General features: G+C 73.0%; 22 protein-coding genes. 13 read left to right on the top strand and 9 right to left on the bottom strand.

Annotated elements, in window-relative coordinates:
- The 5 genes from IQ251_RS18285 to IQ251_RS18265 form a co-directional block, all read right to left on the bottom strand.
- Positions 1–697 (bottom strand): PPE domain-containing protein (locus IQ251_RS18285; RefSeq protein ID WP_193930029.1); only part of this gene is annotated, 697 nt, incomplete at its 3' end.
- A 4-nt stretch (positions 698–701) separates the two neighbouring features.
- Positions 702–1,010 (bottom strand): hypothetical protein, encoded by a 309-nt coding sequence (locus IQ251_RS18280; RefSeq protein WP_370591490.1) that lies wholly within the window; start codon positions 1,008–1,010, stop codon positions 702–704.
- 287 nt (positions 1,011–1,297) lie between these two features.
- Positions 1,298–1,933, bottom strand: a complete 636-nt coding sequence (locus IQ251_RS18275; RefSeq protein WP_193930020.1) for a DUF3558 domain-containing protein — start codon at positions 1,931–1,933, stop codon at positions 1,298–1,300.
- Between the two features lie 34 nt (positions 1,934–1,967).
- Entirely contained in the window at positions 1,968–2,342 is a 375-nt protein-coding gene (locus IQ251_RS18270; RefSeq protein ID WP_370591489.1) for a DUF1707 SHOCT-like domain-containing protein, read from the bottom strand.
- A gap of 60 nt (positions 2,343–2,402) precedes the next feature.
- Positions 2,403–3,032 carry a Maf family protein gene (locus IQ251_RS18265; RefSeq protein ID WP_193930016.1) on the bottom strand — a complete coding sequence of 210 codons (630 nt, stop codon included), beginning with the start codon at positions 3,030–3,032 and terminating at the stop codon, positions 2,403–2,405.
- 106 nt (positions 3,033–3,138) lie between these two features.
- Between IQ251_RS18265 and IQ251_RS18260 the strand changes: the two genes are divergently transcribed.
- From IQ251_RS18260 to IQ251_RS18225, 8 genes are all read left to right on the top strand, one after another.
- Entirely contained in the window at positions 3,139–3,540 is a 402-nt protein-coding gene (locus tag IQ251_RS18260) for an SAV_915 family protein (protein ID WP_228047493.1), read from the top strand.
- Positions 3,537–3,818 (top strand): hypothetical protein, encoded by a 282-nt coding sequence (locus tag IQ251_RS18255; protein ID WP_193930014.1) that lies wholly within the window; start codon positions 3,537–3,539, stop codon positions 3,816–3,818. Before IQ251_RS18260 ends, IQ251_RS18255 begins: the two co-directional genes overlap by 4 nt.
- A 19-nt stretch (positions 3,819–3,837) precedes the next feature.
- The gene (locus IQ251_RS18250; RefSeq protein ID WP_193930012.1) at positions 3,838–5,052 is read left to right on the top strand and encodes a WXG100 family type VII secretion target; all 1,215 of its coding nucleotides are present in this window, start codon (positions 3,838–3,840) and stop codon (positions 5,050–5,052) included.
- Positions 5,053–5,066: 14 nt separating this feature from the next.
- Complete coding sequence (locus IQ251_RS18245) at positions 5,067–5,696, top strand: hypothetical protein (protein ID WP_228047491.1); 630 nt, start codon at positions 5,067–5,069, stop codon at positions 5,694–5,696.
- Between the two features lie 38 nt (positions 5,697–5,734).
- Positions 5,735–6,565: a biotin--[acetyl-CoA-carboxylase] ligase gene (locus tag IQ251_RS18240; protein ID WP_193930010.1), complete on the top strand. Its 831-nt coding sequence runs from the start codon at positions 5,735–5,737 to the stop codon at positions 6,563–6,565.
- 65 nt (positions 6,566–6,630) lie between these two features.
- A complete protein-coding gene (locus IQ251_RS18235) occupies positions 6,631–7,146 on the top strand; it encodes a PH domain-containing protein (protein ID WP_193930008.1) in 516 nt (171 codons plus the stop codon).
- A complete protein-coding gene (locus IQ251_RS18230; protein ID WP_193930006.1) occupies positions 7,146–8,096 on the top strand; it encodes a hydroxymethylglutaryl-CoA lyase in 951 nt (316 codons plus the stop codon). Before IQ251_RS18235 ends, IQ251_RS18230 begins: the two co-directional genes overlap by 1 nt.
- On the top strand, positions 8,093–8,770 hold the full coding sequence (locus tag IQ251_RS18225; RefSeq protein WP_193930004.1) for an adenosylcobinamide amidohydrolase: 678 nt from the start codon (positions 8,093–8,095) through the stop codon (positions 8,768–8,770). The genes IQ251_RS18230 and IQ251_RS18225 overlap by 4 nt, the downstream gene beginning before the upstream one ends.
- 3 nt (positions 8,771–8,773) lie before the next feature.
- Here the strand turns inward: IQ251_RS18225 and IQ251_RS18220 are convergent, their stop codons facing one another.
- Positions 8,774–9,223 (bottom strand): MaoC family dehydratase, encoded by a 450-nt coding sequence (locus IQ251_RS18220; protein WP_193930002.1) that lies wholly within the window; start codon positions 9,221–9,223, stop codon positions 8,774–8,776.
- A gap of 238 nt (positions 9,224–9,461) precedes the next feature.
- Here IQ251_RS18220 and IQ251_RS18215 point away from each other — a divergent pair, with 238 nt between their 5' ends.
- Genes IQ251_RS18215 through IQ251_RS18205 form a run of 3 tightly spaced genes read left to right on the top strand, consistent with a single transcriptional unit; the run spans position 9,462 to position 11,366 of the window.
- A complete protein-coding gene (locus IQ251_RS18215; protein ID WP_193930000.1) occupies positions 9,462–9,731 on the top strand; it encodes a hypothetical protein in 270 nt (89 codons plus the stop codon).
- Positions 9,732–9,735: 4 nt separating this feature from the next.
- Positions 9,736–11,055: a glycohydrolase toxin TNT-related protein gene (locus IQ251_RS18210; RefSeq protein ID WP_193929998.1), complete on the top strand. Its 1,320-nt coding sequence runs from the start codon at positions 9,736–9,738 to the stop codon at positions 11,053–11,055.
- Positions 11,052–11,366 carry a hypothetical protein gene (locus IQ251_RS18205; protein WP_193929991.1) on the top strand — a complete coding sequence of 105 codons (315 nt, stop codon included), beginning with the start codon at positions 11,052–11,054 and terminating at the stop codon, positions 11,364–11,366. Before IQ251_RS18210 ends, IQ251_RS18205 begins: the two co-directional genes overlap by 4 nt.
- Before the next feature lie 51 nt (positions 11,367–11,417).
- Here IQ251_RS18205 and hisN read toward each other — a convergent pair whose 3' ends face one another.
- Entirely contained in the window at positions 11,418–12,191 is a 774-nt protein-coding gene (hisN, locus tag IQ251_RS18200) for a histidinol-phosphatase (RefSeq protein ID WP_193929989.1), read from the bottom strand.
- Between the two features lie 101 nt (positions 12,192–12,292).
- On the opposite strand from hisN, the gene IQ251_RS18195 reads away from it, so the two are divergent.
- Complete coding sequence (locus tag IQ251_RS18195) at positions 12,293–12,967, top strand: response regulator transcription factor (protein WP_193929987.1); 675 nt, start codon at positions 12,293–12,295, stop codon at positions 12,965–12,967.
- Between the two features lie 7 nt (positions 12,968–12,974).
- On the top strand, positions 12,975–14,249 hold the full coding sequence (locus IQ251_RS18190) for a sensor histidine kinase (RefSeq protein ID WP_193929985.1): 1,275 nt from the start codon (positions 12,975–12,977) through the stop codon (positions 14,247–14,249).
- Positions 14,250–14,262: 13 nt separating this feature from the next.
- On the opposite strand, the gene IQ251_RS18185 is transcribed toward IQ251_RS18190, so the two are convergent.
- Both IQ251_RS18185 and IQ251_RS18180 read right to left on the bottom strand, forming a co-directional pair.
- On the bottom strand, positions 14,263–14,787 hold the full coding sequence (locus IQ251_RS18185; RefSeq protein ID WP_193929983.1) for a GtrA family protein: 525 nt from the start codon (positions 14,785–14,787) through the stop codon (positions 14,263–14,265).
- Positions 14,788–14,846: 59 nt separating this feature from the next.
- Positions 14,847–17,186, bottom strand: coding sequence for a sigma-70 family RNA polymerase sigma factor (locus tag IQ251_RS18180; RefSeq protein ID WP_193929982.1), 2,340 nt, complete (start codon positions 17,184–17,186; stop codon positions 14,847–14,849).
- Between the last annotated feature and the right edge of the window lie 120 nt (positions 17,187–17,306).

Below are 17,306 nucleotides of genomic sequence, written 5' to 3'. Positions count from 1 at the left end.
GGGTCCGCCCGGACCCGGACCGCCCGGTCGCCGCGCCCGCCGCGGCGGATCCGCCGGCGAGTGCGCCGCCCGCCGCACCACCGGCGGCGGCCGCGCCGCCCCAGCTCATCGTGATCGGCTGCTGCTGCCCCGGAACCCCGCCGCCACCAGCGGAACCGGGCGTGTCCACCACGACCTGCGGCGGCGGGACGAACGAAGCCAGCGAGGTGGTGTTCGTGCGCGTCGCGGACTCGTAGGTGCGCATCACCTCGAACGCGCGGCGTTCGGCGGCATCCCGCTCGGCTTCCTGCACCTCGTGGTCGGTCTGCCCGCCGAACAGATGGGTCAGCAGCGTCATCGCCGCGCCCGGTTCCTCGCTGGTGACCGGCACCGGCGGCGGCATGTCCCGCCGCGCTTTGCCGATGAACTCGGCCTGCTGCTCGGCACGCTCCCGCATGTCGGCGGCGGCCTGCCGGGCCTGCTCGGCCCACGCGCCCAGCGGACGGAGGCCCTCCTGCGCGCTGTCGGCCGCCGCACCGCGCCAGCCCGCCGCGGCCGCGGCCACCGCTCCGGCCAGTCCGGAATCGATCTCGCCGAGCGCCCGGGTCAGCTCCTCCCAGCGCCGGACGCTGGTCAGCGACCCGTCCGGCCCCGGTCCGTCGTTGATCAGATCGAAGAGTTCGGGATGGCGGTAGCCCTCCCACCGGTGCTCGCCCATCGAGTCAGCAACCCCCGCTCATGCCCGCGGCACCGTCCTCGTCGATCCGCCGGTACTGGTCCCCGGCGCGATCCAGCGACTCCGCCGCCGCCTGCAGTTGGTCCCGGTAGCCGCACAGCGCGGTGAGCGCGTCCTCGCCGCCGCCGATCGAGCGGTCGTTGAACTCCTGCGCGGCCGAGGTGCTGACCGGATCACCCGCCCACGGGCGGATGCGCAGTTCGGTGATCGCGTGCTCGATCTGCAGGCCCACCGAGTCCAGCGACTCCTGCAGCGCGCTGACCAGCTTCGGGATGGATGAAGGTTCGATCTCCACGGATCCGCCGGCGGCGCCCGGCGTTGTTTCGGGCGAATCATCGCCCGACGGAGCACTGAGCGGCACGTTCTCCCCTCCCACAGGTGGAGCCCGCAACCGGGCTCCGGTGCGCGAACGCCGGCCTGGCGGCAACGCCCGCCGCTGCCCGCCGCGTTCCGGCGGCGCGGCACCGCGCGGATGCGCGAGCCGTCAGGCCACGGCCGTCGATCACTGTAGTCACCATTCGTGACGCTGGGGAGTGCTCCGAACGCGGCTCGTGCCACACCCCGGTGGGTGCGGGCCTGCGGTCACGGGCCGGTGGCGCCGTCCGGGCCGAGCTCGGGGTGTGCCGCGGACAGGCCCGCGACGGCCTCTTCGGCGACGCGCTGCGCCCCGGCGCACAACTGGTCCAGCGGTGGCGCGGGGCGGCCGCCGTCGTCCCGGTACAGCACATCCAGGTGTTGGCCCTCGGCGACGTCGACCGCGACGTTGCAGGACAGGTCCAAGCCCGGGGTCTTGATGACCAGCGATGGAAACCCGCCGATGACCTGAGGTTCGGCTTCGACCTGCGCGGTGTCCCCGGTCCACACGCCGATGCTCTCGGTGGTGATCAGCGCCAGCCGGGTGCCGATCTTCGCGGTGGTGTTCCGGTGGCTGCAGGTGGCCGCGTCGCCGAAACCTGCGTCGGAGTCGGCGATCGGCCGGCGGTCGAACCCGAGCTGGGCGCGCTGGCCGTCGTCCAGCAGGGAGCACGGGTCGACGTCGTGCAGGCTCAACTCGGCCGGGCGCGGCGGGGGTGGTTGCGCGCTGCTCGTCGGCGGCGGGGTGGCGGGTGTTCCGGTCGCCGACGAGTCCGCCGACTGCGGCGCTCCGCAGCCGACGAGACCGGCCGCGGCGGCCACCGCGGCGGTCAACCGGGCTACCCCGGTACGCGAGCTGGCCATGGGCACACCGTAGCCACCCTGCTGCGCGACGTGATCAGCGGCGCCAGGAAAGCCACAGCACGAGCCCGAGGACGATCACCAGCAGGCCGAACTGCCGAGCCGTGATCAGCAGGGCGACCCCCGCGGCCACGGCCAGCAGCACCACCGCGATCCGGCTCGCGGTGCCCATCGGCGCGCGCCCAGCGGATTGCGGTTGCGGGGACTGGTCACCCGGGTGCGGGCCGGGCAGGTCGTGGAACAGCCCGTCCAGTTCCGAGCGGAAGCGGGCGGCTGCTGCGCTGCGGGAACGCTCCTCGTACTCGGTGATGTCCAGCCGGCCCACCGACATGTGCTCGCCGAGCATGCGCAGCGCGGCCTGCCGCTCCGGATCGCCGATCCGCAGGTCCTTACCGCGCCACCCGTTGCCCACACCGGTCATCCTACGGTCGCCGCCGCGGCTCGGAGGGCCGTGCTCCGTGATTGATCGAGGTCAGCCCTGCTGCCACAGGTCGACGACGCCGACCCCGACCCCGACCCCGGCGAGCAGCTTGCGGGTCAGCGGCAGGCTGATCCCGAGCACACCGGAGGGGTCGCCGTCCACGCCCTCGACGAACCAGCCGCCGAACCCTTCCAGGGTGAAGCCGCCCGCGACGTGCAACGGCTCGCCGGTGGCCACGTACGCCTGCAGCTCGTGCTCGGTCGGTTCGCCGAAGCGCACGGTCGTGCTGAGGTGACCGCAGGTGCTGTCCCGGACTTCGCCGCCGGTCAGCAGCACCACCGCGTGTCCGGTGAGCAGTTCCCCGGTGCCGCCCGCGTTGCGCCGCCAGCGCTCCAGCGCGGTGGCCGGCGTCCCCGGCTTGCCCGCGAGCTCGCCCCCGGCGAAGAGCATCGAATCGCAGCCCACGACGACCGCGTCCGGTTCCTCCGCGGCGATCTCCGCGCTCACCGCCTCCGCTTTGGCCCGCGCCAGCGCGGTGACCTGCTCGGCGGGCGACGGGTCGGACAGGCCCGCCGTCACCGCGTTTTCGTCCACTCCGGACACCCGAACCACGGGTTCGACGCCCGCCGCACGCAGCACGGACAGCCGGGCGGGGGAGGCCGATGCCAGCACGAATCGCACGCCGGGATGCTAAGCACCGCCACCCCGAGCCCCGCCCGCGGGGCGCCGCGAACGCGGTTCCCGGAGCGTCGGTGCCGATGCGCGAAAGCCGCTTCCGTACACCCGGATGGTCGATATGGTGGGATCGATCGACGCTTTTCCGGGTAGAGCAGGGGAGGCCATGCAGGGGCAGGGTGACGCCGCGCCGTCGGTGATCGGTGCCGATTACATGGCGGAGGTGAACGGTGAACCCGCTGTGGTCGTGTACGTGCCGTGCGAGCGCGTGCTGCGCGGCGACACCGAAGTGACGGTGGAGCTGCGCCAACTGGAGGATGGGCGCACGGCCGTGCTGGCCTATACCTCGCTCGACGCGCTCGTGGAGAACTGCGGCGATCTGCAGCCCTGGGCATCGTTGCCGTCGGACAAGGTGCAGCACATCCAGGAGAGCAGCGGTGCGGAAGTGCTGTTGTGGGATGCCGCACTTCCGGCCGAGCAGCGGAAGGACTCCGAGGGGGAAACGCACCGATGAGCGGGACGAACGCCGATCTCGATGAGCTCGAAGCAATCGCGAGCAAGCTGCGCGGAGGCAGCAGTCAGCTCGAAGAGGCTGCTGCAGCGCCACCTGCTCCCGATGTCGGGGTGGCCACTCAAGCCGTGGCCGGAGCCTTGGCCATGCTGACGTCCAACACCGCTGCCATCTCCGAGGCGCTGACCGTGATCGGCGACGCGATCACGTCCAGCCGAGACCTCTACCAGGAATCCGATCAGATCAGCGCCGAAGACCTGCACGACAGCGGTCCGCGGTGACGATCAACTGGGGTGACCGATGCCGTTGAACACCGAAGTCGAAGGCGATCCCGCGGGCATCCGCGCCAGTGCTCGGTGGCTGAGCCAGGTGACGCAGCGAATCGACACCGCAGGAACCCGTGGACATCAGGCGAGCAGTTCTTCCGAGCCCACCTGGACGAGCTCGGCCGGGGACTCGTTTCGCGGTGGCATGTCGCGAGTCGGCCCGGAGATCGACGAGGTCTCGACCGACCACACCGCGATGTGCCGTGAACTGAACGAGCACGCGGACAACCTCGACACGGTCAAGCAGCGGATCGCGCAAGCGCGTCAGCACGCGAGTGAGGCCGGGTTGACGGTGCACGGGAACCGGATCATGGAGCCAGGGCCCGAACCGACCCCACCGACACCGCTGCCGTCGGACGAACCGGCCACGCCCGAGCAGCAGCGAACCTATGCGGCGGGTACCCAGGCCCAAGCCGCTTACGCCCGCAAGGTCCAGGCGTACCAGGAGTGCTCGCAGACCATCGACGACGCCCGAAAGCTGGAGAACAGCTCGCTCGCGGTGCTGAACAGGTTCATCAGCGGAGTCGCGGAGAAGAGCCCGTTCAACATCGCCGACGCGATGACCGGCCTCGCCGGTGCGACCGCTGCGCAGAGCAGCGCCTTCCGCACAGCTGCGGCGACGATCGCCGAGAGCGGGAAGCTCGAACGGGCCGGCAGCCTCATGCACAGCCCGTACCTCAGCTTGCAGCACCAGACGCGGGCCGCCGCCATCCACGCCCGGAACTCGGTCAACATGGCCGAGTCGACCCGCAAGGCCACGGCGACGAGAACCGCGCAGTTCGTCGACAGGCTCGGCCCGAAGACCAAGTCCCTCCTCCAGCGAAATCTCAACTTTGGGGTAAGGCCGGAACAGGCTGGGAACAAGCTTCTTCGGGGGTCTTTGAAGGTCGGTAGCAAGCTTCCGGTGGCCGGACTGGTCATCACCGGTGCTGGAATTGGATACGATGTCGGGATCGCCGAGAAGGACCCCACGACGAGCGTCGCGTCCGGGCTCGGTGGGTATGCGGCCGGTGCCGCTACCGGGGCTCTGGTGTTCGCAGCGGGCGGACCGGTGGGCTGGGCTATCGGACTCGGTGTCGTCGCTTCCGTCGGTGCAGGGTTCGCCATCGAGGAGTGGGGCGATGACGTCGCAGGTGCCGTCGGTGACGCGGCCGGAGCCGTCGGTGACTGGGCCGGCGATCTCTTCTGAGCCGGGAGAAGATCATGCGTGAGGTCGACCTGCCGCCGAAGCCGGACGTGGTGACCGGGGAGCCACGCCCTCCGCATGCGCCGCTCGAACGTGACTGGTCCGGGCCGGACCAGAAGCACAAGAACAGTGCGAAGAAGGTCCCACGCCCACCGGAGGGCGAAGGGCCGATGCTGGAGTGGTTCTACCCGAAAAGCAAGAATTCGGCCGTATCCGGGTTGATTCTCTCGGTGATCGTCGTCGTCTTCCTGATGTTCAAAGATGGCGGGGTCGGCTGGATGGCCGTGTGGTGGATGTGGCTGTTCATCCTCCCTTGGCCCTTCCTGTTCATGCTGACCGAGCGGAACGTCCGCGTTTCCGCCGGTGCTGACTGGGTATGCGGCGGCAAGCGTTCGTTTGTCAACACCTACGAATTGACCGAGGTGACAGCTTCTGTCAGCGGGACAGCGCGATCCATCGAGCTGAAGGATCGGTACGGGAACGCGTTTTCTACGCAGCTCAACGACATTCAACGTAACCGGGAACTCTGGGATCTCGTGTACAACGGGATCTTGCACTCGGTGTACCTGGGCGGTGCCGAGACCAACAAGTTGGCCAAGGACTTCCTCGGGCTCAACCTGCCGCCGCAGTACTGGCAGCAGCGGTGACCGGCGGCGCTGCTGGGCGGCGCGACTAGGCTGGGGTGGTGCTGAACCCCGCTGAACTGGATCAGGAGTGGTTGCGTTCGCGGCTCGTCGAGGCGGGCCCGTACGCCGCGCTGGACGTGGTCGGGCTGACCGGGTCGACGAACAGCGACCTCATGGCCGCCGCCGCGCGCGGAGCCGTCGACCGCACGGTGCTGCTCGCCGAGGAGCAGGCCCAGGGGCGCGGCCGGTTGCAGCGGCAGTGGCACTCCCCGCGCGGGTACGGGCTGCAGCTGAGCGTGCTGCTCCGCCCTCCGGTGCCGACCGCGGTGCTGAGCTGGGTGCCGCTGCTGACCGGGATCGCCGCGGTCCAGGCCGTGGACCGAGCTGCGGGCGTGCCCGCCTGCCTGAAGTGGCCCAACGACCTGCTGCTCGGCGACGAGCAGCGCAAGGCGGCCGGGATCCTGGGTGAGCTGGTCACCGGCCGCGACGCACCGGCGATCGTGATCGGCATCGGGCTGAACGTGCACCACCGGTCCGCGGACCTGCCCAGCGGATCCAGCGGCCTGCCCGGCACCTCGCTGGCCGTGGAAGGCGCCGAGGTGGATCGCGCGGAGCTGGCGGTGTCCCTGCTCACCGCGCTCGCCGAGCTCGACGACCTGTGGCGGGCGCACGGTGGTGATGTGTCGGCCTCCGGGCTGGCCGATCGCTACCGCGCGCGCTGCGGCACCCTCGGCCGGCAGGTGCGGGTGCACCTGGGATCCGGCAGCTTCGAGGGCACCGCGACCGATGTGGACGACAGCGGGCGGCTCGTGGTGCGCGGCGCGGACGGCTCGGTGCGGGAGGTTTCGGCCGGGGACGTGGTGCACGTGCGCACGTCAACCGTCCGATGAGCACCAGCCGCCGGTTTCGACCGGTACGGTGATCGGCGACCGGACGGGTTGAGGAGGGGTTCGGCGTGGCGTACCCAGACGGGTTGCTCGGTGAGGACGAGCACGTCGTGGTGCACCGGCACCCGCATTGGAAGATGCTGGTCCTGCCGGTGGTGGTGCTGTTCGTGGTGGCGGGGGGCGGTTCGTACGCGGCCGCGCTGATCGCTCCGACCAGCTGGCACGTCATCGGCTGGTCGGCGCTGGCCGTGGTCGGCGCGGTGCTGCTGGTCTGGCTCACCCTCGCCCCCGTGGTGCGCTGGCGGACCACCCACTTCGTGATCACCACGCACCGGCTGATGGTGCGCGAGGGCGTGTTCACCCGCAGCGGCGTGGACATCCCGATGTCCCGGATCAACTCGGTGCGCTTCCGGCACGGGTTCGTGGACCGGCTGCTCGGCTGCGGGACCCTGGTCGTGGAGTCGGCGGCGGACGAGCCGCTGGAGTTCGACGACATCCCGGACGTCGAGCGGGTGCACACCCTGCTCTACCGGGAGGTCAACCAGGATTGGTCGCGGGACCGCGACGCCGGGCAGGAGTGGTGATGGACGCGCGCGAAACCGGTTTGCCGATGCGGGTTCCGGACCCGGTCCCGGACGCGTTGCCCGACGCGGTGACCATCTGGGAGGTCGGCGCCCGCGACGGCCTGCAGAACGAGCAGGAGGTCGTCCCGCTTCGAGTCAAGCTCGAATTCCTGGACCGCCTCGCCGCTTCCGGGCTCGCGGTGCTGGAAGCCACCAGCTTCGTGCGTCCCGAATGGGTTCCGCAGCTGGCCGACGCCACCGAGCTGCTCGACCGGCTGCACCGGGTGCCCGGGGTGCGCTACCCGGTGCTCGTGCCGAACATGCGCGGGCTGGACCGGGCGCTGGAAGCCGGGGTGTCCGATGTGGCCGTGTTCGCCGCGGCCACCGAATCGTTCACCCGGCGCAACCTCAACCGCGGGCTGGACGAGCAGTTCGTCATGTTCGACCCGGTAGTGCGCCGCGCCGCCGCCGACGGGCTGTCCGTGCGCGGGTACGTCTCGATGTGCTTCGGCGATCCGTGGGAAGGCCCCGTGCCGATCGAGCAGGTCGTGTCCGTGGGCAAGCGGCTGCTGGAGATGGGCTGCACCCAGCTGTCCCTCGGGGACACCATCGGGGTGGCCACGCCGGGGCACGTGACCGCGCTGCTGCGCGCGTTCACCGCGGCCGGGATCGACCTGGACCGGCTGGCCGTGCATTTCCACGACACCTACGGCCAGGCGCTGGCCAACACCGCGGCCGCGCTGCGCTCCGGGGTGCGCACGGTGGACTCCTCCGCGGGCGGGCTGGGCGGCTGCCCCTACGCGAAGTCGGCGACCGGCAACCTGGCCACCGAGGACCTGGTCTGGATGCTGGACGGCATGGGCATCGAGCACGGCGTCGACCTGCGCGCGCTGGTGGACACCAGCCGGTGGATGGCCGAACAGCTCGGCAGGCCCAGCCCGTCCGGGGTGGTCCGGGCGCTGGGCTCGTGACCGCGCCGGAACCGGCCCTGCACCAGGTGCGGGGCAGGCCGGTGCTGGTCTGGCGCTCGCGGCGGCCGCTGCTGGCGATCTCCTCCGCGGTGTCCGGCGGCGGTATCGGCACCCGGTCCTGGGTGCTCAACGCGACCGTGTCCTACGACTACGACGACCCGCAGCCGCGCGCGCACCTCGACGGGCTCGCGGCCGGACTCGGTCTCGCCGGGGACGGGATCGGCCTGCTCACCGCGGTCGACGTCGCGGACCGGGTCAGCGCCGAGGACGGCGGGGTACGCGCCACCGTGACCACCGGTGCCGGTCAGCCGGTCTGGGCGGCGAGCTCCGCGCCCGCCCCGGAACTGCGCACCCCGGCCGAGCACGCGGGCACCATCAACGCGGTGTGCTTCTCCCCGGTGCGGCTCAGCGAAGGGGCACTGGTCAACGCGGTGGCCACGGTCGCCGAGGCCAAAGTGCAGGCGCTGCTGGAAGCGGGCGTGCCCGGTACCGGGACGGTCACCGACGCGACCGCGGTGCTGTGCCCGGCGGACGGACCCGTCGAGGACTACGCGGGTCCGCGCTCGCTGATCGGGTCGAGCCTCGCCCGTGCCGTGCGCACCGCCGTGTCCGGCGGGCTGCGCATCGGTCACCCGCCGGAGCTGTTCGGCGATCCGCTGATCACCGGCCGGTGAGGCTCAGTCCTGCTCGCGGGTGCCGAACAGGCCGACGAACGAGAAGCGCAGCACCCGGTCGGCGCCCCGGTCAGCGGTCCCGGTGAGATCCACCAGCCCCAGACCCGGCTTGCTGCGCGAACGCCGCCTGTCCAGGACCTCCAGCTGGAAGTGCAGCACATCGCCCGGGTACACCGGCGCCTGCCAGCTGAGCTCGTTGCCGCCGGGCGATCCCTGGGCCGTCGAGTCGGCCAGCACCCGGTCCACGTAGGCGCGCATCCACAGCGACGCCGTGTACCAGCCCGAGGCGCACAGCCCGCCCAGGACGGAACGCCGACCGGCCTCCGCGTCGAGGTGGAAGGGCTGCGGGTCGAACCGCCGGGCGAAATCCAGCATTTCGGTGCGGTCGATCTCCACCTCGCCGAGGTCGACGACGGTTCCCGGTTCGAGGTCTTCGTACGCGATCGTGGCCATGTCCCGATGGTCGCACCGCGATGCCGCGCGTTCGGCGTCGCGCTGATCACGCGAGCGGGAAGCCGCTGGTCGCCGGCACGTGCCGTCGCTCACGCCCGGTCGGCGGCTGCGGACATCCGGTGCACCCCGCCGGGCGACGCGACCCGGACCGCTTTCCCGTGGAACGATTGATCGCGGTCGCCGCAGCGGGCTCGGCGACCGTTCCCGCCGGGCAGCGGCGGGCGGCATCGATCACCGGGTGGAACGGGACGTGGTCATGAACGAGATGCGGGGCAGTGCCGAGGACCCGGCTGATGTGCGGGCCGAGCTCGCCGACCGCGCCCGGCAGGTGGCCGACGGGCTCCACGCGCAGCTGCGGGCGACCGGTGCCTGCTGGGGAGCCGACGAAGCGGGGACGGCCTTCGCCCGGGTACACGCGGCGCGCGCCCGGCAGCTGCTGGAGCGGCTGGACGCGGCGCCCGCGCGGCTGCGCGCCGGTGCACCCGGCCGGACCGGCGAGCGGGGCTGATCCGATGAGCGCGCTGCCGCCCGAGCTGGGTCGTGCCGCCACCTGGTGCGGGGTGCGCTGGCCGCAGGCCGATGAGCGCGCCATGCACCGGGCGGCACGGGCCTGGCGGGACGCGGCCGCTGCCGAGGCGGATCTCGCGGCTCGGGCAGCCCGGTCGGCCGAACGCGCGGCGGACGGCGAACTGCGGGCCGTGGCCGACGAATTCGCGGCCGCCGCGCAGGAATGTCGTGCCGCGGCGGACCGCCTCGACCACGCGGCCCGCCAGGTCGCGGCAGCCAAGGGCAGGTTGGTGGCCGAACTCGCCGCCCTGGCCGGATTCGCCGAGGCGGTGTCCACCGGTGCGGCCACCCCGGCCGCGCTGGAGCGGGCGGTGCGCGACGCGAGCGCGCAGGCCGAGCGGATCCGGCAGGCCCTGTGCGCGGCGGTGGATCCCTCGTCCGGTGTGCGCATCCCCGCGGCGGACGAGGTGAGCGGCCGGGATGCCGCAGACGGCGGGGCAGCTCGGGACGGCGGGGCAACCCGGGACATCGGGGCAACGCGGGACATCGTGGGGGCGCGGGACACCGGACCGATCCGGTTCGCCCCGGCGGTCCCGGATCACCGGGCCGAGCAGCGCAACCGCCGCTCCCCGCTGCGCCCGCTCCCGGTGCGCCAGGACGGGCCGGGCCAGCGCCCGCTGCGCAGCAGTCGCGGACCGGACGCGATCGCGATCGCGCTGCACCAGTTCCCGATCGGCTACCTCCCGGTCGCGGCGTCGCGGCCCAGCGCGCAGGACTGCGCGGGCGGTACCGCGCAGTCCCACCGGCCGCAGGACCACCCGCGGGCCGGACTGGTCGGCGACGCGGATGCGTTGCGCCGGGCGGCATCCGGCCAGGTCGGCCCGGTCGACGCCGGCCCGGTCGAACCGCCTGCCGAGGTCACCGCCGGGGTGTGGGAACAGAACGGGCGGGACGACCCGCCCGACTCCGCGGAGCGGGACGCGGTCGCGGTGCTGCTGGAACCGGACCAGGAGCTGGACCTGTTCGGCAGCGGTGCCGGACGCATCGCCTTCGCCGCCGGCACGCGGTTCGACCGGCGCTCGCTGCCGGACGGGCACCTGCACCGCGATTACCGCCGCTACCGGGTGGTGCGCGCACTGCCCGCCTGGCGCAGCATCGCGCGACCCGGTCACGGGCACCCCGGCGGCGGTGTGCGCTACCGCACCACCTGCCCGATCATCGATCTGGTCGGCTTGGGCTACCTGGTGGAATGGAAGACCGCCCGAAGCGCTGCCGACGCGGCGACCCTGCGGATCGGACGCAGCGCACCGGAGGAGGCCACATGAACACCGAGTCGGTGCTGGGCTGGCTGACCGCGATGCAGGTCCCGGCCGAACTGGTGTCGGTCGGCGCGGACGCCGACGACGCCTGGTGCCTGGTGCGCGACGACTCGGAGGGCGCTCCCGCCTGGGAGGTGTACTGGAGCGAGCAGGGCAACCGCTACGACTGGGCGCGATTCACCAGCGAGCACGTCGCCTGCTTCTACCTGTTCGGCAGGCTCACCTGGACCCAGGTCCTGCGCGGCGCCGTAGGACCGGTGGACAGCACCAGCACCCCACCCGACGGCACCCCGCTCCCGCGCAACCAGGCCTCGTGACCGGCCTGCGGGCCGGGTGACCAACCGGAAGCGGCAGGTGACGCGGTTCCGCTACCGGCGCAGCAGGTCGAGAGCGGTGTCGTGCAGGTGCCCGTTGGTGGACAGCGCGCTGCCCCCGTCGTAGCGCGGCGCTCCGGTCAGGTCGGTGAACCGCCCGCCGGCCTCCTCGACGATCACCTGCGCCGCGGCCACGTCCCACGGGTTGACGACCGGTTCGGCGGCGATGTCGATCGCGCCTTCGGCGACCAGGCAGTGGCTCCAGAAGTCGCCGAACGCCCGGTTCTCCCAGCAGGCGTCCACCAGCCGCAGGTAGGACTCCCGCGAGTGGTGCTCCACCCAGGTCGTCAGGTGGGTGGTGGAGACGTAGGCGTCGGCCGGATCGCGCACCGCGGAGACGCTGATTCGCTCGGCCTCGCCGCCGCCGGTCCGCGCCCGGGCGCCCTCGCCACGCGCGGCCCACCAGCGCCTGCCCAGCGCCGGCGCGCTGATCACCCCGACCACCGGGCTGCCCTCGTCCACCAGCGCGATCAGCGTCGCCCACGCGGGCACCCCGCGCAGGAAGTTCTTCGTGCCGTCGATGGGATCCAGCACCCAGGTGCGGCCCGCGCCGGTGCCGCCGCCGCGTTCTTCCCCGGCGACCCCGTCGGCCGGCCGCTGCTCGGCGAGCACCGCGCGCACCGCGTCTTCCACCGCCACGTCGGCATCGGTCACCGGGGTACGGTCGGGTTTGCTGTCCACCTGCAGGTCACGCGCCCGGAACCGGTGGGTGGTGATCCGGTCGGCGACGTCGGCCAGCTGCAGTCCGAGATCGAGATCGCTGCGCACGCCCCGACTCTAGTGGTGCACGGCAGTGCGGTCGTGCGGGTGGCCCGGCCCGTTCCCCGAGGAGGACGGACGCGATCTCCGGGGCCCACTAGTCTGGGGGTGTGAGCGTGGTGCTGCTGGCAGAAGACGACCCGGCCATCGCTGTGCCGTTGTCCCGAGCGCTGCAGCGCGAGGGCTACTCGGTTCAGGTGATCGAGGACGGGAACGAGACGCTGGAGGCCGCCGCTGCGGGAGGGGTCGATCTGCTGGTGCTCGATCTCGGCCTGCCGGAGATGGACGGCCTGGAGGTCTGCCGCAGGTTGCGCGCCCAGGGGCGCGGACTGCCGGTGCTCATGCTCACCGCGCGCACCGACGAGGTCGACTTCGTGGTCGGCCTGGACGCCGGTGCCGACGACTACGTCGCCAAACCGTTCCGGCTCGCCGAGCTCATGGCCCGGATCCGCGCGCTGCTGCGCCGCGGGGCGCCGGAGACGCTGGAGGCGTCCGGGGTGCGGCTCGACCTCACCGCTCGGCGGGTGCTCGTCGACGAGCACGAGGTGCAGCTGGCCAACAAGGAGTTCGAGCTGCTGCGGGTGCTGATGCGGCATGCGGGGCAGGTGGTGACCAGGGAAGACATCCTGGAGGAGGTCTGGCCGGAGTCCGACCGCAAGGGCAGCAAGACGCTGGACATGCACATCTCCTGGCTGCGCCGCAAACTCGGCGACAGCAACGGCAGGCTCGACGAAACGCGGATCGCCACGGTCCGCGGTGTCGGGTTCCGGTTCAACTCGGGCTGACCCCGCGATGCGCAGACGAATCCTGCAGGCCACCTTGCTGGCGGTCGCCGTGACCGCCGTCGCCCTGGGACTTCCGCTGGGCTTCAGCGCGCTCAAGCTGGTGCAGGACCTCACCGCCGGGGACCTGTCCACCCGCGCCCAGCAGATCGCCACGCTGCTCGACGAGCAGATCGCCGCCGACCAGGAGATCGACCTGGACGCCGCTCGGCTGGCCGTGCCGGACGGGGCGCGGCTGATCGTGCGCACGCAGACCCGCGACTACGTCTACGGACCCGACCCGGGGGAACGGCCGCTGGTCGAGATGGTGCCGATGGTGCAGAGCGGGACCGTCACCATCGCCGCGCCGAGCGGCCCGGTGCGCACCCAGCAGTTCCAGGTCGCCGGGCTGGTGGTGCTGCTGGTGGTGCTGTCGGCGGGCACCGGGATGATCGTGGCCAGCGTGACCGCCCGCCGCCTGGCCGATCCGCTGCGGCACGTCGCCGCCCGGGCCGCCCGCCTCGGCGCGGGCGACTTTCGGGCCGATCCGCAGCGGCACGCCGTCCCGGAGCTGGACCGGGTGGCCGATGCGCTGGACGCGTCCGGTGCTGCGCTGTCCCAGCTGGTGCAGCGCGAGCGGGACCTCGTCGGCGATGTCTCGCACCAGCTGCGCAGCAGGCTCACCGCGCTGCAGCTGCGGTTGGAGACGCTGGCCGCGACCGGGGACGAGGACACCGCCGAGGAGGCGACGGCCGCGCTGGAGCAGGCCGAACGGCTCTCCGGGGTGCTCGACGACCTGCTGGCGGCCGCGATCGAGGCGCGGGCCAAGGATGCCGAACCGCTGGACGTCTCCGGGCTGTTGACCGACGTGGCCGCCGAATGGCGGGACCCGATGCGGGCGGCGGGACGCACGCTGCGCACGCGCATCGCCGATGAGCTGCTGGCCCGGGCCACGCCGGCCCGGCTGCGCGAGGCGATCGGCGTGCTGCTGGACAACGCGCTGCGGCACGGCCAAGGCACGGTGACGCTCGTCGGCAAGCAGAGCGCGGGCACGGTCGTGGTCGAGGTCAGCGATGCCGGACCGGGCGTGCCGGACCAGCTGATCCCGTACGTCTTCGAGCGCGGGTTCTCCGGGCACGGCTCGACCGGGGTGGGCTTGGCGTTGGCCCGGGCACTCATCGAAGCCGACGGCGGGCGGCTGGAACTGGGCAAGGCCCGCCCGGCGATGTTCGAGATCTTCCTGCCGATGGCCCGCGCGGACGACGTCCTGGGCATCTCGTGGAAGATCCAGTCCACCCCGCGGTAGCCCGCGGTTCCGGTCAGGCCGGGGCGCTGGGCTGGAGTTCGCGGTGCTGCTCGCGGGCCTCGCGCGGGAACACCCAGCGCCGGAACGCCCACCAGCGGAAGGCCATGCCGACCAGCAGCCCCACCACCTGACCTGCGGTGAAGTCGGCGATCTCCTCGACCAGCCTGCTGGTGTGCGGGGTGGCCAGCAGCAGCACGTACCGGGATACCCACAGCGGTGCCGAGTACAGGGCCACGCCCATCGCGCTCACCGCGAAGTACAGCGCGGCTTCCTGCGGTCGCCGCCGCCCGCCCCGGGTGCGGAAGGACCACTCCCGGTTGAGCACGTAGGACAGCGCGGTGGCGCACAGCACGGCCAGCACCTTCGCGGTGACCGGGTGCGCGGCCAGCACGCTCAGCTTGAGCAGGTAGAAGATGCCGGTGTCCAGCACGAAGGTGATCGCGCCCACGGTCCCGAACTTGAGGAACTCGTGGTGGCGCACGACCAGCGACCGGTACACCTCGGGCAGGCGCGCGAGGGCCGAATCGACGACGGACACGCGTGCGAGTCTACGGAGCCTCCCGCGCCGTTCTCCGCGGACGCGCCCCGTGACGCCGGTCATCCGCGCCCGGCGCGATCCCCGTCCTCGGTGCTGCGGCCGGTCTCCTCGGCGGGATCGCGGCCCCAGGGCGTCGGTGGTTCCTCGTCCGACCAGGACGGCCGGTCGTCGCTCGACGGTGGTGCGGTGTCGATCGGCCGGTCCGGGGTCGTCGGGGCGCTCCCGCTCGTGCTCGGTTCGCTGCCGGTGGGTTCGCTCTCGGACGGTTCGCCGGTGGGTTCGCTACCGCTCGGCGGCGTCGGGGGCACCGAGCTCGTCGGCGGCCCTCCCGGTTCGGACTCCGATGGTTCGGACTCCGTCGGTTCGGACTCCGTCGGTTCGGGCCGGGGCGGCGGTTCGGATTCCGTCGGTTCCGGCCCGGGAGGGTCCGGTAGCGGCGGGATCCACGGGAACCACAGCCGCACGCCCACCGCGTCGCGGTCGGTCGCGGCGCCCAGTTGCGCCGTGACCTCGACCGGGAACTCCCGGTACGGCTCGTCCGGCACCGCGCGCAGCGGCCGGGTGAAGCCGGGCAGCGTGCCCACCCACACCCGGCCGGTGAACGATTCGTCCGGATCCAGTTCCGCCGAGCAGCGCAGCAGTCCGGGTTCGGCGGGCAACGCCTCGCACCCCGGCGGGACACCGATCGCAGCGACCCCGGCGGGCAATCGCACCTCGGTCTGCGCGCGTCCCGGCGCGCGCCCGGTGTTGCGCACGTCGAACTCGACCCGGCTGTCCAGCCACGGGACGGGATCCCACACCGCGGCGCGCACCCGCACGCCGTCGACGGGCTCCGGCGGCTGGACGCGCACCGGGACCACCGGCAGCGCCAGCTGCACCCGGCGCCCGGCATCGACCTCGGCCTCGACGGTCCCGCTGCGGGCTTCCGGGCTCGCCCGCAGGCGGAAGGCGAAGGTGAACGACTCGCCGGGCTGCAGCCCGCGGTCCGTGCGGCAGCTGACCGAACCGGCGGTGTCCTCGCAGGTCACGCCCGGTTCCCCGGGTGCCGTTGTGCGGGAGGTGGCGGCCGTCGCGACGCGCGGGGTCGCGCTCTGCGGTGCGGTGCTCGCCGGTCCCGCGGGCCGGTCGGCCGAAGCCCCGGGGATGTGCGCGGTCACCCCGGGCGGCACGGCGATCGTCGTGGTCACCGGCTCGGACGGTGCGGACCCGCTGTTGCGCACCGTGATCGGCAGCTCGGCGGGATCTCCGCCGGGCACGAGCCGGATCGGCGCGGCGGGTGAGGTCGCGTCCAGTTCCGGTTCTGGCGGCGGGGCCGGTGCGGGCGGCGGCTGTTCCGGTGCCGGGGGCGCTGGTGGCTCGGGTCGCGGAGGTTGCGGTTGCGGTGCGGGCCGTTCGGCGGGGGGCGGCGGAGGCGGCGCCGCGGTGGGCATCTCGGCGGGCCCGGCGGTGAGCCCGACGGCGACCGCCGCGACCAGCGCGCTGGTGGAGACCCCGGCCACGGCACCCTGGCGCGGTGCGGCGCTCGCGGCACCGACCGCACCGCCGCCCGCTCCCGCGGCCCCGGCGGCACCCGCCGCGCCCGCACCGGCCGAGGAGGCGGCCAGGTACCCCGTCGCGGCCGCGCCCAGCAGTAGCGGGGCGACGAACACCCGCAGCGCCCCGTTCACGTCGCTGAGTTCGGCGGCCAGCGCGCGGCACCGGTCGCAGCGGTCCAGGTGCGCCTCGACCTGCGCCGTCTCCCGCTTGGACAGCCCGTGCCGGGTCCAGGCGCCGAGCCGGTCGGCGATCGCCCGGCACTGCTCGGGTCCGTCCTGCTCGTCCAGGCGGCCGAGGTGCACCTGCAGGTACTCCTGGCGCAGCCGCTCGCGCGCGCGGTAGGCCAGCGCGGAGACGCCGTTCGGCGTCAGCCCCAGCAGCGGGGCGACGTCCGCCGGGGTCTGGCCCTCCACCTCGACGTGCCACAGCACGGTCTGCCAGCGCTCCGGCAGCGCAGCGAACGCCTGCGCGGCCAGCGAGCGCTCCAGGCCGGCCACGGCCGGGTCGGTGAACGGGACGCTGATGTCGGCGCCAGGCACCTCGGCCACGTCCTCGGCGGGCCGCACCTTGCTCTCCCGGCGGGTGCGGTCGTACGCGGCGTTGCGCACCGAGGTGAGCAGGTAGGCGCGGAAGGCGCTGGTCGGTCCGCCCCCGCCGCGCAGCGCGTCCAGCACCTTCGCGAACGCCTCGGAGATCAGGTCATCCGCCTCGCCGGGGGAGCGGGCGACCTGCCTGGCCATGTTCCGCGCGGCCGCCACGTGCCGTTCGTAGAGCGTCGCGTACGCCTGGGTCGATCCGGTCCGAACCGCCTCCAGCAGTTCAGCGTCGCCGGGGCCCGCAACCTCCGTCGGGTCTGCCGCCACACCTGTCCTTCCCGTTCGCACCTGCCGGGCCGCCGCGCACCGGATCCGGGAACCATGATCATCCCGCTGCCGCCGATCATTGTGAGCTACGGCGCTCCGGCTGCGCCACGACCCGCACCG

Source organism: Saccharopolyspora montiporae (assembly GCF_015209505.1).
In the GTDB taxonomy this organism is placed as follows: domain Bacteria; phylum Actinomycetota; class Actinomycetes; order Mycobacteriales; family Pseudonocardiaceae; genus Saccharopolyspora; species Saccharopolyspora montiporae.
This window is presented reverse-complemented; position numbering and strand designations above follow the sequence as displayed.

Coding starts and splice junctions, on each gene's coding strand:
- IQ251_RS18275 (WP_193930020.1), bottom strand. CDS start 1,933: ATGGCCAGCTCGCGTACCGGGGTAGCCCGGTTGACCGCCGCGGTGGCC.
- IQ251_RS18210 (WP_193929998.1), top strand. CDS start 9,736: ATGAGCGCGCTGCCGCCCGAGCTGGGTCGTGCCGCCACCTGGTGCGGG.
- IQ251_RS18250 (WP_193930012.1), top strand. CDS start 3,838: ATGCCGTTGAACACCGAAGTCGAAGGCGATCCCGCGGGCATCCGCGCC.
- IQ251_RS18260 (WP_228047493.1), top strand. CDS start 3,139: ATGGTCGATATGGTGGGATCGATCGACGCTTTTCCGGGTAGAGCAGGG.
- IQ251_RS18255 (WP_193930014.1), top strand. CDS start 3,537: ATGAGCGGGACGAACGCCGATCTCGATGAGCTCGAAGCAATCGCGAGC.
- IQ251_RS18205 (WP_193929991.1), top strand. CDS start 11,052: ATGAACACCGAGTCGGTGCTGGGCTGGCTGACCGCGATGCAGGTCCCG.
- IQ251_RS18230 (WP_193930006.1), top strand. CDS start 7,146: ATGGACGCGCGCGAAACCGGTTTGCCGATGCGGGTTCCGGACCCGGTC.
- IQ251_RS18190 (WP_193929985.1), top strand. CDS start 12,975: ATGCGCAGACGAATCCTGCAGGCCACCTTGCTGGCGGTCGCCGTGACC.
- IQ251_RS18245 (WP_228047491.1), top strand. CDS start 5,067: ATGCGTGAGGTCGACCTGCCGCCGAAGCCGGACGTGGTGACCGGGGAG.
- IQ251_RS18220 (WP_193930002.1), bottom strand. CDS start 9,223: ATGGCCACGATCGCGTACGAAGACCTCGAACCGGGAACCGTCGTCGAC.